This window comes from Flavobacterium humi, from assembly GCF_004745595.1.
In the GTDB taxonomy this organism is placed as follows: Bacteria; Bacteroidota; Bacteroidia; order Flavobacteriales; family Flavobacteriaceae; genus Flavobacterium; species Flavobacterium humi.
Genome location: NZ_SRLH01000002.1, coordinates 193722 through 209769 on the forward strand (window position 1 = coordinate 193722; position 16048 = coordinate 209769).

12 protein-coding genes are annotated in these 16048 nt (G+C 33.7%); 8 read left to right on the forward strand and 4 right to left on the reverse strand.

Annotation, left to right across the window (positions count from 1 at the left end; all coding sequences use genetic code 11):
- The first annotated feature begins 98 nt into the window (after positions 1-98).
- From E4635_RS03790 to E4635_RS03810, 5 genes are read left to right on the forward strand one after another with little or no spacing between them, the layout of a single operon-like run.
- Positions 99-995: a DUF4007 family protein gene (locus tag E4635_RS03790; protein WP_135525292.1), complete on the forward strand. Its 897-nt coding sequence runs from the start codon at positions 99-101 to the stop codon at positions 993-995.
- A complete protein-coding gene (locus E4635_RS03795) occupies positions 985-4200 on the forward strand; it encodes a hypothetical protein (protein ID WP_135525293.1) in 3216 nt (1071 codons plus the stop codon). Before E4635_RS03790 ends, E4635_RS03795 begins: the two co-directional genes overlap by 11 nt.
- Positions 4200-5306, forward strand: a complete 1107-nt coding sequence (locus E4635_RS03800; RefSeq protein WP_135525294.1) for a phosphoadenosine phosphosulfate reductase family protein — start codon at positions 4200-4202, stop codon at positions 5304-5306. The genes E4635_RS03795 and E4635_RS03800 overlap by 1 nt, the downstream gene beginning before the upstream one ends.
- An 8-nt stretch (positions 5307-5314) precedes the next feature.
- The gene (locus tag E4635_RS03805; protein ID WP_135525295.1) at positions 5315-6349 is read left to right on the forward strand and encodes a DUF262 domain-containing protein; all 1035 of its coding nucleotides are present in this window, start codon (positions 5315-5317) and stop codon (positions 6347-6349) included.
- A 2-nt stretch (positions 6350-6351) separates the two neighbouring features.
- The gene (locus tag E4635_RS03810) at positions 6352-7206 is read left to right on the forward strand and encodes an SIR2 family protein (RefSeq protein WP_135525296.1); all 855 of its coding nucleotides are present in this window, start codon (positions 6352-6354) and stop codon (positions 7204-7206) included.
- A 164-nt stretch (positions 7207-7370) separates the two neighbouring features.
- Here the strand turns inward: E4635_RS03810 and E4635_RS03815 are convergent, their stop codons facing one another.
- From E4635_RS03815 to E4635_RS03830, 4 genes are read right to left on the reverse strand one after another with little or no spacing between them, the layout of a single operon-like run.
- Positions 7371-8615 (reverse strand): DNA sulfur modification protein DndB, encoded by a 1245-nt coding sequence (locus E4635_RS03815; protein WP_135525297.1) that lies wholly within the window; start codon positions 8613-8615, stop codon positions 7371-7373.
- 2 nt (positions 8616-8617) lie between these two features.
- Entirely contained in the window at positions 8618-9142 is a 525-nt protein-coding gene (locus E4635_RS03820) for a hypothetical protein (RefSeq protein WP_135525298.1), read from the reverse strand.
- 16 nt (positions 9143-9158) lie between these two features.
- The gene (locus E4635_RS03825) at positions 9159-11540 is read right to left on the reverse strand and encodes a hypothetical protein (protein WP_135525299.1); all 2382 of its coding nucleotides are present in this window, start codon (positions 11538-11540) and stop codon (positions 9159-9161) included.
- Positions 11541-11552: 12 nt separating this feature from the next.
- Positions 11553-12695: a cysteine desulfurase family protein gene (locus E4635_RS03830; protein ID WP_135525300.1), complete on the reverse strand. Its 1143-nt coding sequence runs from the start codon at positions 12693-12695 to the stop codon at positions 11553-11555.
- A 181-nt stretch (positions 12696-12876) separates the two neighbouring features.
- Here E4635_RS03830 and E4635_RS03835 point away from each other — a divergent pair, with 181 nt between their 5' ends.
- Genes E4635_RS03835 through E4635_RS03845 form a run of 3 tightly spaced genes read left to right on the forward strand, consistent with a single transcriptional unit; the run spans position 12877 to position 16025 of the window.
- Positions 12877-13182, forward strand: a complete 306-nt coding sequence (locus E4635_RS03835) for a DUF4134 domain-containing protein (RefSeq protein WP_135525301.1) — start codon at positions 12877-12879, stop codon at positions 13180-13182.
- Between the two features lie 9 nt (positions 13183-13191).
- Complete coding sequence (locus tag E4635_RS03840) at positions 13192-13524, forward strand: DUF4133 domain-containing protein (protein WP_135525302.1); 333 nt, start codon at positions 13192-13194, stop codon at positions 13522-13524.
- The gene (locus E4635_RS03845) at positions 13521-16025 is read left to right on the forward strand and encodes a TraG family conjugative transposon ATPase (RefSeq protein WP_135525303.1); all 2505 of its coding nucleotides are present in this window, start codon (positions 13521-13523) and stop codon (positions 16023-16025) included. Before E4635_RS03840 ends, E4635_RS03845 begins: the two co-directional genes overlap by 4 nt.
- The last annotated feature ends 23 nt before the right edge of the window (positions 16026-16048 follow it).

Genomic DNA, 16048 nt, shown 5'->3' on the forward strand with positions numbered 1-16048 from the left:
AAAAAGGAACTTGGATTAAAATACAATATTTACTTCGCAGAAGGTTCTTTTCTAGTTATATTTTGTTACTTTGTACCAAACAAAAAGAATAAAAAAGTATGTCTGAAATATTGACACCTCCAATAAATAAACTTACATTTTCGGGCCACGAAACCTTTCACTGCAGACAAATGTGGCTCAAGAAAGGATATGATTTTATAAAGAACGGAAATAAATTTACTGACAATGATGCTGTGGTTATTTTAGGCGTTGGTAAAAATATGGTTTCAGCAATCTATTTTTGGATGAAAGCATTTGGTCTACTAGACAAACAAGGCAAAACTACCAGTTTTGCTGATTATATATTCTCTTCAAAAGGAAAAGATCCTTATCTTGAAGACGAGGGATCATTGTGGTTACTTCATTATAATTTGGTAAGTCAAGGTATTTCATCAATTTATGATTTAATCTTTAATGAATTGAGAAAAGAAAAAATAGAATTTACAAGAGAAAATTTTTTAGTTTTTGCTGAAAGAAAATCAAATGAAATAGGATTTTCACAGTTTAATAAAAAAACCGCAAGTACTGATTTTGAAGTTTTAGCAAAGATGTACATTAGGACTGTTGAACAAGTGAAAGACAAAGAAGATACATTTTCAGGATTATTAACAGACTTACAGCTTATACAGGAGGAAAAAAAGAGTCATTCACTATATAGTATAACAAATGAAAGTCGTAATAATTTACCGGCGGAAATTATACTGTATACTATTTTAGACAAACCTGAATTTCAAAACTCTATAAGTTTGAATCTTTTATTTCAGGATAGAAATCAACCAGGTTCCGTATTTGCAATTACAAAAAAAGCATTAATGGAAAAGCTGGAATCTCTAGTTAACAACTCTAATTATAAAAAATACGGTATTACACTGAGTGATCATGCTGGTATTCAGGAACTACAATTTACATCAAAACCGGACAAATTTGATGTTTTAAATTTTTATTATGGCAACTAAATTTACCACATCAACTAACATTATTCGTGATACGGATAGGGAATTGAAATACATACCTACTCCAAATGCCATTCGTATAAGCAACCAGATAAGCAATGACTTTAAGTTAGGCATCAGGTCATTTAATATAATTGGATCATACGGTACTGGAAAAAGTTCTTTTCTTTGGGCTATAGAACAAACTTTAAAAGCAAACAAACTATATTTTGGATTGAATTTAATTTCAAATCCAAAAATTGACTTTATTAAAATAGTAGGTGAATATCAATCTTTGAAGGATACTCTAGCTGATTTGTTCGAAATCAGAAATGATAAGCATCTATCTGAAAATATTTTCTCTCACATTTATAATCGCTATTATGATTTAGATCAAAAGAACCCTCTTCTTTTTATTGTCATCGATGAGTTTGGAAAGTTTTTAGAATATGCTTCAAATAACCAACCTGAGAAAGAGCTGTATTTTATTCAACAATTAGCTGAATTTGCCAATAATTCAGATAACAATATAGTTTTATTAACCACTGTACATCAAAACTTTGATGCGTATGCTCTTCATTTAGATCCATCACAAAAACAAGAGTGGACCAAAGTAAAAGGAAGGTTTAAGGAAATTACTTTTAATGAGCCGGTAGAACAATTGTTATTTCTTGCATCTGAGCATATGGAGGAAAAACAATCAACGAGCAAGAAAGAGAAAGCGATTAGTGAACTTGTAGAATTATTAACCACTTCGAAGACATTTAATACCAATGAGGATTATATTAGAGGTATAGCGAAAAAGCTATATCCTTTAGATGCAATTTCTGCATATGTATTGACATTATCTTTGCAAAAGTATGGGCAAAATGAGCGTTCGCTATTTTCTTTTTTAGAATCAACAGATCACACTGGATTATATCAACATAGCATATTGAGTGATCGATTTTACTCAATTGCAGAGGTTTATGATTTTTTAGTTTATAATTATTTTTCTTTTGTAAATTCGAGGTACAATCCTGATTTCAGCGCATGGAAAGCAATTAGAACGTCCTTAGAAAAGATAGAATCCTTATTTGATGAGGACCTTATAAACTATGAAAAATTAATTAAGACAATAGGTCTGTTATCTATCAATTCGCAAGCAGGCTCTTTTATAAACCGTAACTTTTTGGTAGCCTATGCCGAAATGAGTTTAGATATAAAGAATGCAGATAAATTAATTGAAAATCTAGAGGTTAAAAAGGTAATACTTTACAGAAATTATAGTAACAGATATATTCTTTTTGAGGGAACTGACTTGGATATCCCCACTGCCCTTTATGAAGCAGGTAATAAGATTGATGATATAACTGATGTAGTAACATTACTTAATAAAAACTATTCACTGTCTCCTGTTCTTGCTAAAAGAACAATGTTTGAAACAGGTACGCCCCGTTTATTTGAATATAAAATATCATCTCATCCTATTTCAACAAAACCAGAAGGAGATGTGGATGGATTCATTAATTTAATTTTTAATGAAAAGGGGATACTTGCCGAAATTAAAAAAATATCAGCACAAAATCAAGAAGCTATTTTATATTGCTACTATTTGAAATCGAAGGAGATAAAAGACCTGCTGTTTGAAATAGAAAAAACAAGAAAGGTAATTGAAGAAAACCCGGATGACAAAGTTGCTGTAGATGAGTTGAAAATCATTGTACTACACCAACGAAATTTACTAAATCATAAAATCCTCAACAGCTTTTTTGGTAATAATGCCTCTGTGGTTTGGATATTTAACGGTAAACAAAAGGAGTTTAAAACACAAAAGGAATTTAATTCTTTTCTTTCGGAAATCTGCCAAACGATTTATAACAAAACTCCCTATTTTAATAACGAATTAGTTAACAAGCATAAGATATCAGCTTCAATTCATTCAGCAAAGAGAAGCTATTTTAGAGCTTTAGCAAATGAATGGGATGTGCCGCAGCTTGGTTTTCCCCAAGATAAATTTCCACCAGAGAAAACCATCTATTTATCCTTACTAGAAAATAATGGTATTAAATTATTTGATGAAAATTCATCAAACATTATTCATCCTCATAATGAAAATGGTTTTCATAGTTTATGGGAAACTTCAGTTGCATTTTTAAACAGTGCTAAACTGACAAAGAGAAGTGTTTCAGAGTTTATAGAAATATTGAGTAACAAACCTTTTAAATTAAAGCAGGGATTTATCGATTTTTGGGTACCTACTTTCTTATTCATTAAAAGAGATGAATATGCATTATTCAATGAAGGTATTTATACTCCTATAATTAACGGTGATATCCTAGAACTAATAGCAAAAGTACCTTTTGAGTTTGAAATAAAGTCATTTGTTTTAGAAGGAGTAAAATTAGATATATTCAATAGCTATCGTAAATTTTTGAATATTGAACTAAATAAATCAGGTAACGCGCAGACCTTTATCGAAACCATTAAACCGTTTCTGGTATTTTACAGAGCGTTACCGGACTACTCTAAAGAAACCAAACGATTATCCAAAGAGAGCATTGCAATAAGAGAGGCAATAGCCAATTCAAAGGATCCGGAACAATCTTTCTTTGAAGATTTTCCAACCGCTTTGGGTTATTCAGTAGCAAGAATACAAAAAGACAGAGCTGAATTACAGCATTTTATAATCCAATTACAAGACTCTATCAAAGAGGTTCGTAACTGTTTTGATGAATTAGTAAGTCGCTTTGAAATCTTTTTACAAGACAAATATTTTGATAAACCTCTAAAATTTGAGGAATACAAAATCAAATTTCAAAACAGGTATGAAAACCTACATCGTCATTTATTATTAAACTCACAGAAGTCATTTGTACTTCGTATAGATTCCAAAATTGAGGATAAAAAAGCATGGCTGAGTTCATTAGCACAATCATTGACTGGTAAATCCTTAGAGAAATTTAAAGATGAAGATGAACTTCTACTTTATGATAAGTTTGCAGATATGATTTTGGATTTAGATAGCCTAAATGAAATTTCTAAAGTTAAATTTGATGAAGAAAAAGAAATAGCTTTAAATATACAGATTAACTCCTTTGAAGAAGGAATGGCAAACAAGGTGATTCGCTTACCAAAAGGGAAAAGTAAAGAGGTTGATAACCTTGAAAAACGTATAAACGAGTTGCTTTCAAAAGATAAAAGTATTGATTTGGCAGCAATTGCAGCTGTTTTGAAAAAATTATTATAATGGGTAAAGTTAGACATGTATTAGGTATTTCCGGAGGAAAAGACAGCGCAGCTTTAGCTATATATATGAAGCAAAATTATCCTGATTTAGACATAGAATATTATACATCCGATACGGGAAAAGAACTTCAGGACACTTATGATCTGATTGAAAATTTAGAAAATTTTCTCGGTAAAGAAATAATAAAACTTCCTGCTCTTGAGGATGACAGTCTGAATCCATTTGATCACTTCATTAAAATGTACAATGGTTTTTTGCCCGGATCTATTTCGAGATGGTGTACAAAAAAATTGAAATTGGAACCTTTCGAAAAATTTGTTGGAAATGACTTAGTAATATCTTACGTAGGTATTCGTGGAGACGAAGACAGGGAAGGTTATATATCTAAAAAATCCAATATACAGTCTATATTTCCATTCCGAAAAAATATATTTAGTGAGGACGTCACGACAAAATTTCTGGCAAACAATAACATTGTTAATGTTATAAAATATTACGAAGCGTTAGACTTGGGAGAAAAGAAAGGGCGCATCTTCGAAATAATAAATACAGAAATTTCTATAAATTTTAGCCAAACACAAAAATTAAATAGTATTTTAGATTTAGGAATTAAAGAATACAATGATGCTGTTTTCCAATTTCTTCAGACAACCGACTATCCTTTATCTAAAGAAGATGGTTTTCCTCTGATCAATAATGAAGATATATTAGTACGAGATGATATTTTTAAAATTTTAGAAGAATCAGGCGTAGGTGTTCCTGCATATTATAAAGCGATAGAATTTGAAGTCAATGGCAAAAAATCAACCTATGCGAGAAGCCGCTCAGGATGTTTCTTTTGTTTCTATCAGCAAAAAATTGAATGGGTGTGGCTATACGAACAACATCCCGATTTGTTTTTGAAAGCAATGGAGTACGAGAAAGATGGCTATACTTGGATACAGGATGAGTCACTTGTAGAGTTAGTACAGCCTGAGAGAATAGAAAAAATTAAAGAAGAATATATTAAACGTAAAGAAAGAACAAAATCAAAAGTACAATCCCCTTATCTTCTAGACATTCTAGAAGATGCTGAAGGCGAAGGCTGTGCAAGCTGTTTTATATAATAATCTATATGGAAGTAAAAGTTACTAACTGGAAGATTTCGACTCTTCTAAAAAAAAGAGAAAAAATAAATGAACAACCTGAATATCAAAGAGGAAAAGTCTGGTCTACCGAAAAGGAGGCACTACTTATTGACTCGATATTACGTGGCATAGATATTCCTAAAATTTACTTACGTAGTGTTAAAAATCATATTCACGACTATGAGGTAGCTGATGGCCAGCAAAGATTAACAGCCATTTTTAATTTCCACGATAACTTATTTAAATTACTTGATAAGAGTATCAAAGGCCTTAAAACAGATAAAATTGAAGAATATTCAGTTGGTAATAAAAAATACGAAAACTTAGATAAAAATTTACAACAAAAATTTTTAGACACAGAAGTCACAATTGCTATTATAGATAGTTGTACAGAAGACGAAGTACGTGTGCTTTTTGGCAGATTACAGGAAGGGGTTACATTAAATGCCGCTGAAAAAAGAAATGCTATTATAAGCAATGTTGGAAAACATATAGATAGTTTAGCACTTAATCATAAATTTTTCGAAAAATGTAAAATATCTAGGGAAAGATTCAAACACCAGGATTATTTAGCCCACGTATTTTGTTTAATTTATTATAAAAATCACGACGATTTAAAAGCCAATTTAATTGAAAAACTTTACTTAGATAAATCTATTTCTGTAACTGCAAATGAATTAAAGAAAATTGATGAAGTTCTAGATTTGATTTATGAATTGGACTTAGCAGATGGTAAAAGAATAGTTAATAAGTATACCTTCATAGATATTTTTTGGTTTCTTTATCGAAATATTAATAACACGAAACTTAATGTTAAGGGCTTTAAAAAAGCATTTAATGAGTTTGAAAACAGTAGATTAGACAGAAAAGATAATTTAAAAGATCTTGCTCAAGAAAAGACAAATGATTCTATTAATTTATATAATTATATTATGAATTATGATAGATCAGGGGCTTTGACGGAAAGTATTAGTACTAGAGCGAATGTATTAGATAATATGTTTAAAAAATTTATAATTTAAATATGAGTTTTACAGATGACCATTTCCCATCAGAAATGATAGAAAGCTTCAAAGATAAATCAAGCGTTTTTTTTGTTGGAGCAGGCATATCAATAGAGGCCGGTTTGCCTACATGGGGCAAATTGATTTCTGAGCTAATTACATTAGCTTCAAGCCAACCATGGTGCAGTGCTGATAAAGTTTCGGAATATAACAAACTTTTAGCAGAAGGGAACAGTTTTTTATTATTAGCAGAAGAATTGAAAAGTGAATTAGGAAGCGTATTTTACGATTTCATGGAAGATACCTTTGGTAGACCGGACATCAGACCAACTGAAACTATGGAATCTATATTAAGCTTTAATTCAAATATTATTATAACTTCTAATTATGATCGCTTAATTGAAAATACTTATACAAAACTTAATGGTTATCCACCTCCTACTTTTACTTACAGTCAAAGTAGAGAAATAGCCAACAATTACTGGAAACAAAAATTTTTTGTACTAAAGGCGCATGGTGATGCTTTTTCAGATGTGCAAGGGATTATTCTATCACAGCGTGATTATAGAAAAACGTTATACAGAGAGTTAGGCTACAAGAGTATTCTGCAATCCATATTTTCAACTAAATCTATTTTTTTTGTTGGTACTTCTATGACTGATCCTGAATTTAATTTATTATTAGATTACTTACATGAATCATATTCAGGAGGTGGACCAACACATTATCTACTTATTAGTGATGAGAAAGCAAATCCTATCATACAACGACGTTTTTTTGAGGATTTTAAAATTAAAACAATAACATATAATAATAAATCGGGTCGTCACTCAGAGATTAATGAATATCTAAAAGAATTAAAAAGTAAAATTTAATAAGAGGTACGATACAAAATACTTCTTAATAATTTAAAACAATATGGGGTTCAACATCGAGTTGAACCCCATATTGCTTTATTCACTTAAACAATTCATAAAAATCTTATCAAATAATAATAGAAGAAGATAAGCACAGCAAATATCTTGTCTTTAAAATAAAACTACTGTTGAATATCATTTAAAACATCATCAAGATTTGGATTTTCATACGATATTTTAGCTGCATAACCTTCCTTTAATTTTTTTGTCTCTTTCGCTTCTAATATTTCAGAATTATATAAGTACAACAATAATAATTGAATAACGGAATCAGAACTCATTACCATTTTGTGTTCAATTGGATTCCAAGCAACATAGTGCCAAGGTTTGGTGTCCAAATTAAAGTTAACATTATTATATCTTTGAAATATTTCAGTAAATGATTTTCCTTCTCGTTTATATATTAACAAACTTGATTTTACTAATGGCAGGAAACCAATAGGTCTAAAAACTAAATTTCCTCCTGTATCATTATTCCTATAATTTTGTGCGGCGCTATTTGTTTGAATTAAATATTCACTAATAAAGGCTAGTTCTGTTTTAAATGCATCCCAGAAACTTATAGTAAATGTTGTGAATTCATGAATTATTTCATTTGATGGCCTAAATTTCAGATACTCTATTAGTAGTTTTTGGGTGGCTTTTTTCTCAAATTTAGCCTCATAAAATATTTTAAAAATCTCTAAATTAGCCTGATATAATGTAATAATGGACGTTATGGCTTCTTTGTTTGTAGGTGGAATTGCTTTTTGCTTAGCATAAATTATTCTTTTTCCTGCGAATAATTCATATTCCTCCAGTAAATATCTTGTAACAATTGCTACTGAGTCATCTTCATCTAATGCAATTATATCATCTAAAGATACAGGTTTAGCATATCTATTGAGAGTAGTAAATAATCTTCTCGTCTTTTGCTTTCCCTCTTCATCATTTTTATGCCCTATAAAAATTGCAGCTATTTTTTGATCCTTTAACTGAGGATTAACTAGTAAAGAAGCTTTTATTCCCTCTACCCTGTGTTGACCATCTACAGGAAATACTTTATGATTACTAGGAAATTCTAGTAATCCCATTTGATAAGTTTCTTCACCGCTTTCATACTTAAATTCTATTTCTCGCCAGTCAGGATAGTCATCATAAACAGCAAGTACTAATGAGTTAAAAAAAACATCCGGCTGATTTAATATATACTCTTTAATACTTACATAATTATTTGTAATACTGCGTTGAATCAAATCCTGAAGGCTTTCGGATTTATATAATTGATCATCTATTTTAGAAACAAAAATTGAAATTTGTTCAAAGGTTAAAGTTGTTACATAATAGTTCCAACTACCTATATTTGCTTTTAATGCGGGGATTTTCATAATTAGAATGCCTTTATTGCTTGTTTAATCTCTTGATCAGGAATCTCATCGTTCATCGGTAATAATAAATAATTGATTAATTGCTTTTCTAAATCAACTATATTGCTATTATTGTCTAACGGAAGATAAGCTAAATGCAAATCTAAAGCCCAATATTTAAACATTTTTGTAATTTTAGGCCGTTCATCACTTCGAGAGTATTTTTGAAAGTATTCTTTTACCCTTTTTCTTAGATTTTGGTTTTCAGTATATTGAGCCCTCCCAATATAAAATGGAAATTCAGTTATTCCTGTAATTATATTACATTTAACATAAAACAAATATAAACCTCCACTATCATTTGGTATACTATTTATTGCGGGATCAAAATCGTCAGCGGTAATATTCAAATATTTACTTTTTTGCCAATTGGTAAAAGATATATCAATGTGCGAAAAGTTAAATCTATTCCAAAGTGGACTATGCAAATAGTAATTAACACTTTGATTATTTAATTTTTCGCCTAAATCAAAAGCAGATGAAATCATACTAAATTTAAATTATTTAATCCTCTAAGCTACCCATTAACTGTTCCATCCCGAAATTTAATAAAAAGTCGGAATAATAACTATCGAATACATCCCTAATATAGTCGTCGATAGTTATTTCGTCTTCAGGATTTTCAGAAGAAGTAAGTCTGTAGTTTTTCTTTTTAGTGATCATATATAAAAATAATGAGTGAAAATATACTGAAGCTATGTATCTTTTTTGAGCCACAATTATTTGATCCTCATTTTTTAATTTCTTGCGATAATTAAGAAAAACATTACTATCTAGGTTTATATAAATTTTCTCTAAAATATCTCCGGATGCTATTGGGTTCATAACCGTTTCATAGTTCATTGAAACACCATGAGATTCAAGCTCATCCCATTGTTCTTTTGATACTTTTACCAGTTCTGGTAATCCTATATTGCTATAATCCTCCTCTTCTTTTGGAGCCGTTTCCTTTTTTTGTTCGGCATCAACAATCTTCAGAAAAACAATTTCTTGAAAAAAATCATCCCCTGCACCTTTCAAGGTTGCTTCAACCTCTATCTCATCCCCTTGCTTCAATTCTGTATCGGGGTTAAAAGTAATTTTAATTGTTCCCTTGTCTGGACTAGATTTAATAATATTTAATAATTCCCCCGGTTCTTTGCTACTTCCTTGTTGATTACCTCCCTTATGATCCGTTCTCTTTACTTTCAAAATGCTAACTTGTAAATCACCTGGGTGATCTGTACGGTCAAAATAGTGATCTTCCACATCGGTTTCAAAACGCAGCGTCTTTTCTCCTCCAATTGGTACTGGAATGGGAGTATTTGCTTTATGTTGCAATTTAAAGAAGCTTGGAAAGCGTTCCGGTTTAAATGGTACTTGTTCCTTCTCTGATCTGCCGCCCGATTGTTTTTTCTCGGGTTTTTCTTTAGTCTTTTCCTCTAGTTTAAGGGTATTTTGCAATAGTTTAAAAAGATCACTGTCTTTCGAAAGGTTTTTAGCAAAATTCTTTATTAGTTCAGATGTATCCTCACTTTCTAAGCCAATAGAATCTTTTCTACGTTTATTAATTTCGTCTAACTTTGACTTTGTTAATTTCTTTTTTAGATAGTCTCTCAGTTCTTCTGCTTTTGCTCCATTTTTTAAACGATCGCGAGAAGCCATAAAAAGATCCTTTCTGAATTCGTACTTCATCTTCGAACAATCTACATTAATAAGCAGATAATCCTTCAGCAGATTATATTTTAAACCTCTAGTAATAAATTCACTAGTATAATGGCCGTGGACTTGCCCATTCATAGAGAATAATCCTGACATATTATTCTTAAAATACCTCCTTTGTATGTCAGCTTTGGTCTCTTTCACGGTTTTCCCTTCTTGTTTTGCCTTAAAAACATAACAGGTCACTTTCATTGTACCGAAAAGAGCATCTTCGTACTCTTCGGAAAACCATTCTTCTACATAATCCTTTTCCTCTTCCAATCGCCTTTGAAGACCATACACGGTTGTTTCCAATACTTTATTATTTGGATAACGCTCTTTGGTATCAATGGTAAAAACTGGCAATACAGGCTTAAAAAGAAATTCGTTCAAGTTTTGATTTAAATCTTGGGCAAACCCGGAAACACCCTTCATCTGATAGGAATACATTTTGATAATCGATCCGGTCGTAAACTGTCTATTCAAAAGTTTTAAATCCAGTTCTGAAATTTCAAAAGCAGGAATCTCCCCATCAATTTTTAAGTATTCATACCAGGTATTTTTTTTAGTTTCTAATTCGTCTTTAGACAAAGGATGTTCCCTAACTAATGTAAAACCGAATTTACCTGAACCATCAAATCTTTTAGAACCAATCAGCTGATAACCTTTAGTACCGCAAAATACAATGGCTCCGCTGCCTCCCATATTATATTTTCCCTGAACAAAATGAATTTCATTTTTATTTCCACGCATTAGAGAAAGAAAAGTACTTTCAAAATCTTTTGGATCCTGTCCTTCACCATTATCATATATAATCACGGAGCTTTGTTTGGTTGGACCATCTGCAATAATTTGTATATCCTCTGCCTGCTTTCTTCTAAAAGTATTTAAATCCCAATTTTTATTGTCAGGAAAGAATAAATCAATTGCATCATCCATAGATTTTGGAGCTGACTTGCCTCTAGGATCCAAGTTTGTCTCCAGGCATTTTTTCATTAAAATTGCATCAATGGAATTGGTGACTTTTTCTACTAATGCGGCTATCGGATTAGATTGCTGATTTTCAATAATGCTAAAATTCGACTCATTCCCTCCTATTGGAAACCAATTCTTCGAATCAGATAATTTAGATTCTTCTGAGATTAATTTATCAATATCTGCTTCCGTTTTGGAGCTGTAAATGGAAAGGAATAAAGTTTTCAGCATAGGTGAATTGATTTAATAATTATTAATAAAGTCTTTTATTCTTTGTATAAGCAATTGAATGTCTTCTTTTGTATTATGCTTTCCTATAGAGATACGCAGGCTATTCATTGCATCATTATTATTTAGGCCCATTGCCAATAATACATGAGATGGTTGAATCAATTCGGAAGTACATGCTGATCCATTGCTAACCGCAATGTCCTTATTGACACCTATAAAGATTTCTGAATCAAACCCTGGAATGTAAATATTTATTGTATTATATATTCTTGAAACACGATTGCCATTAATAAACGCTCCTTTGATTTGCAATAATTCCTTTTCTAAAAAAATTTGGAGATGTTCAATATGGGTTCTGTTTTTTTCCATTTCCTCAAATGCAATCTCACAAGCATTTCCCAATCCTGCTATTAATGGCACATTATATGTACCGCTTCTAAGACCGTCTTCTTGCCCGCCTCCATGAATTAAAGGCTGAATTTTATTTTGTCTGGTTATACTTTGGTTTATATATATTCCTCCAATACCTTTTGGGCCATACATTTTATGACCGGAAAAGCATAATACATCAATATTGCATTCGTTAATATTGATAGGTAATTTTCCAACCCCTTGTGTCCCGTCACATATAAAGTAAACGTCTGCCGCTTTCGTTATTTCCCCAATTTTTTCAATTGGATATATAACACCTGTTTCATTATTAACCCACATTAAACAAACTAATAAAGTATCATTTGAGATCAGCTTCTGCAAAGCTTCTAAATCAATGTTTCCCTCAGCATCAACAGGAAGATAATCAATCTTATATCCAATACTCTCTAAATAGTGGCAGGTTTCCAATACAGCCTTATGTTCTGTCCGACAGGTTATAATATGCTTCTTGCGGTTAACCGGATGCATAGCCAAACCTTTTAAAGCGAAATTTATTCCTTCAGTAGCACCTGAAGTAAAGTAAATTTCATTTGGTTCTGCTCCTATCAATTTTGCACTCTCGACCTTAGCTTTATCAATAGCTATTTTAGCCTTATTCCCAAATGAATAAAGACTTGAAGCATTTCCGTAAAGATCACTGAAATATGATGTTATTATCTTGATAACTCTATCATCAACTGTTGTGGTTGCATTATTATCTAAGTATATTATACTATTTTCCAAAAAAATAAAAGATGAATTATTAAAAGTAAGCTAATATACTACATTTTAACTTTTTATCAGACTCTTCCAGCCAAATAATTCCACTTAAAGACAGCTCCTCAAAACGTCTTTACTTCTCCAATAGATTTGCCTAAAAACCTGAACAAAGCAGGAAAAAGTAATAATCTAATTCATTCAAGTTATGGAGAAACTAACAAAAAAAAGAGGACTGTCGGGCTTTCTATTGCTGACAGGTTTGAGTGTACTGGCCCAAGGCAACGGTACAGCAGGCATTAATGAAGCCACCCAAATGGTAACATCCTATTTCGATCCCGCCACACAACTCATTTACGCCATCGGGGCCGTGGTTGGCCTCATCGGCGGGGTAAAAGTGTATAACAAATTCAGCAGTGGAGACCCTGACACCAGTAAAACCGCCGCAAGCTGGTTTGGTGCTTGTATCTTTCTGATTGTAGCGGCTACCATACTGCGTTCCTTCTTCCTTTAAAATTGATATATGAACAATTACAATATCAATAAAGGCATTGGAAGAACAGTAGAATTTAAAGGACTCAAGGCACAATACCTGTTCATTTTCGCCGGCGGATTACTCGGGACCCTTATTCTGATTATGATACTTTATATGGCTGGAGTCAATTCGTATATCTGCCTGTTTCTCGGAACCGGTGGTGCTTCGCTGATTGTATGGCAGACCTTCACCCTGAACAAAAAGTATGGAGAACACGGACTGATGAAGGCAGGTGCGAGAAAAAGGCATCCCCGTCATATCATCTGCCGTAAGCCGATAAACCGCTACCTGAAGTTCACCCCTAAATCCAGCACAGTATGAGAAATGCAGCCAAGACCACAACTCTGGAAAGCAGGTTCCCATTACTGGCGGTAGAAAACAATTGTATCCTATCCAAAGATGCAGACATTACCGCCTGCTTTCAGGTTCATCTACCGGAACTGTTCACGATAGCTTCCGCTGAATATGAAGCCATTCATTCCGCCTGGCATAAAGCCATCAAGACCCTGCCAGATTTTACGGTAGTCCATAAACAGGATTGGTACATCAAGGAAAGCTATGCACCTGATTTGGAAGAAGACGACCAGAGTTTTTTGGCAAAGTCTTACCAGCGCCATTTCAATGAACGTCCATTCCTGAACCATTACTGCTACCTGTTCCTGACTAAAACTACCAAAGAAAGAATGCGGATGCAGAGCAATTTCTCGTCGCTTTGCAAAGGTTCGCTTATACCAAAAGAAATCAGGGACAAAGAAGCCATCCATCGCTTTATGGAAGCGGTGGCCCAGTTTGAACGTATCATCAACGACTGCGGATTTGTCAAATTGCAGCGCCTGAGCGAAGAGGATATTATCGGTACAGAAGGAAAACAGGGATTACTGGAACAGTACCTCACTTTGTCAAGGGAAGCTGGAACACCCATGCAGGACATCGCCCTGGGAGATGAAGAAGTACGTATTGGCAACAAAAGGCTGTGCCTGCACACCTTGTCCGATACAGATGATTTGCCAGGAACCGTATCGGCAGATACGCGTTATGAAAAACTGTCTACCGATCGCAGCGACTGCCGCCTGTCGTTTGCTGCTCCTGTGGGACTGCTGCTCAGCTGTAATCATATCTACAACCAATACCTGTTTTTGGATAACAGCGATGAGAGCCTGCAGAAGTTTGAAAAGTCCGCACGAAACATGCATTCACTGGCCCGTTACAGCCGTGCCAACCAAATCAACAAAGAATGGATAGAAAGGTATCTAAATGAAGCACATTCTTTTGGACTCTCGTCCATCAGGGCGCATTTCAACATCATGGCCTGGTCTGAAGATCCCAGTGAACTCAAGCAGATAAAGAATGACTGCGGGAGCGCACTCGCGCTAATGGAATGTAAACCTAGACATAACACTACCGATACAGCTACGCTCTATTGGGCTGGAATGCCCGGCAATGCAGGTGATTTTCCAAGTGAGGAAAGCTTTTACAGCTTTATCGAACCGGCCTTGTGTTTCTTTACTGAAGAAACCAATTATCATAATTCACCATCACCTTTTGGTATCAAAATGGCAGACAGGCTCACGGGCAAACCCATCCATCTGGATATTTCAGACCTGCCTATGAAACGCGGTATTATCACCAACAGGAACAAATTTATACTTGGTCCTTCGGGAAGCGGCAAGTCTTTTTTTACCAACCATATGGTGCGGCAGTATTATGAGCAGGGTGCACACGTCCTGCTGGTCGATACCGGTAATTCATATCAGGGATTGTGCGAACTCATTAAAGGTAAGACCAAAGGCGAAGACGGAGTGTATTTCACTTACACTGAGGACAATCCCATTGCCTTTAATCCATTTTACACGGATGATGGGATTTTCGACATTGAAAAGAGAGAAAGTGTCAAAACACTTATTCTCACACTTTGGAAACGCGACGACGAACCGCCAACCCGTTCAGAAGAAGTGGCATTGTCCAATGCCGTAAGCGGTTATATCGAGCGCATCAAACAAAGTAAAGTGTATCCTTCTTTCAATGGCTTTTATGAATATGTGAAGGGTGATTACCGAAAAGTACTGGAAGAAAAACAGGTAAGGGAAAAAGACTTTGACATTGCCAATTTCCTCAATGTATTAGAACCGTATTACAAAGGCGGCGAATATGATTATCTGCTCAATTCCGATAAGCAGTTAGACCTGCTTTCCAAACGCTTTATCGTGTTTGAAATTGATGCTATCAAAGATCACAAAATCCTTTTTCCGATTGTGACTATTATCATAATGGAAGTATTCATCAATAAGATGAGAAGATTAAAAGGTATCCGTAAACTTATCCTCATTGAAGAGGCCTGGAAAGCCATTGCCAAAGAAGGAATGGCAGAATACATCAAGTACCTTTTCAAGACTGTCCGTAAATTCTTCGGGGAAGCCATTGTAGTGACACAGGAAGTGGACGACATCATCCAGTCACCAATAGTCAAGGAAAGCATCATCAACAACTCAGATTGTAAAATCCTTCTGGATCAGCGTAAGTACATGAACAAATTTGATGATATACAAGCCATGCTTGGCCTGACCGACAAAGAAAAGGCACAGGTACTTTCAATCAACATGAATAACGATTCCTCACGGCTTTACAAAGAAGTATGGATTGGTCTGGGCGGTACGCACTCTGCAGTATATGCCACCGAAGTCAGCCTCGAAGAGTATCTGGCTTACACCACCGAAGAAACTGAAAAAATGGAAGTCATGCAGCTCGCCGCAGAGCTGAACGGGAATGTTGAGCTCGCCATCAAGCACATCGCCATCGGGCGGCGTGATAAAACAAATCAATAATCAATAACAATTTTAAAAATCGA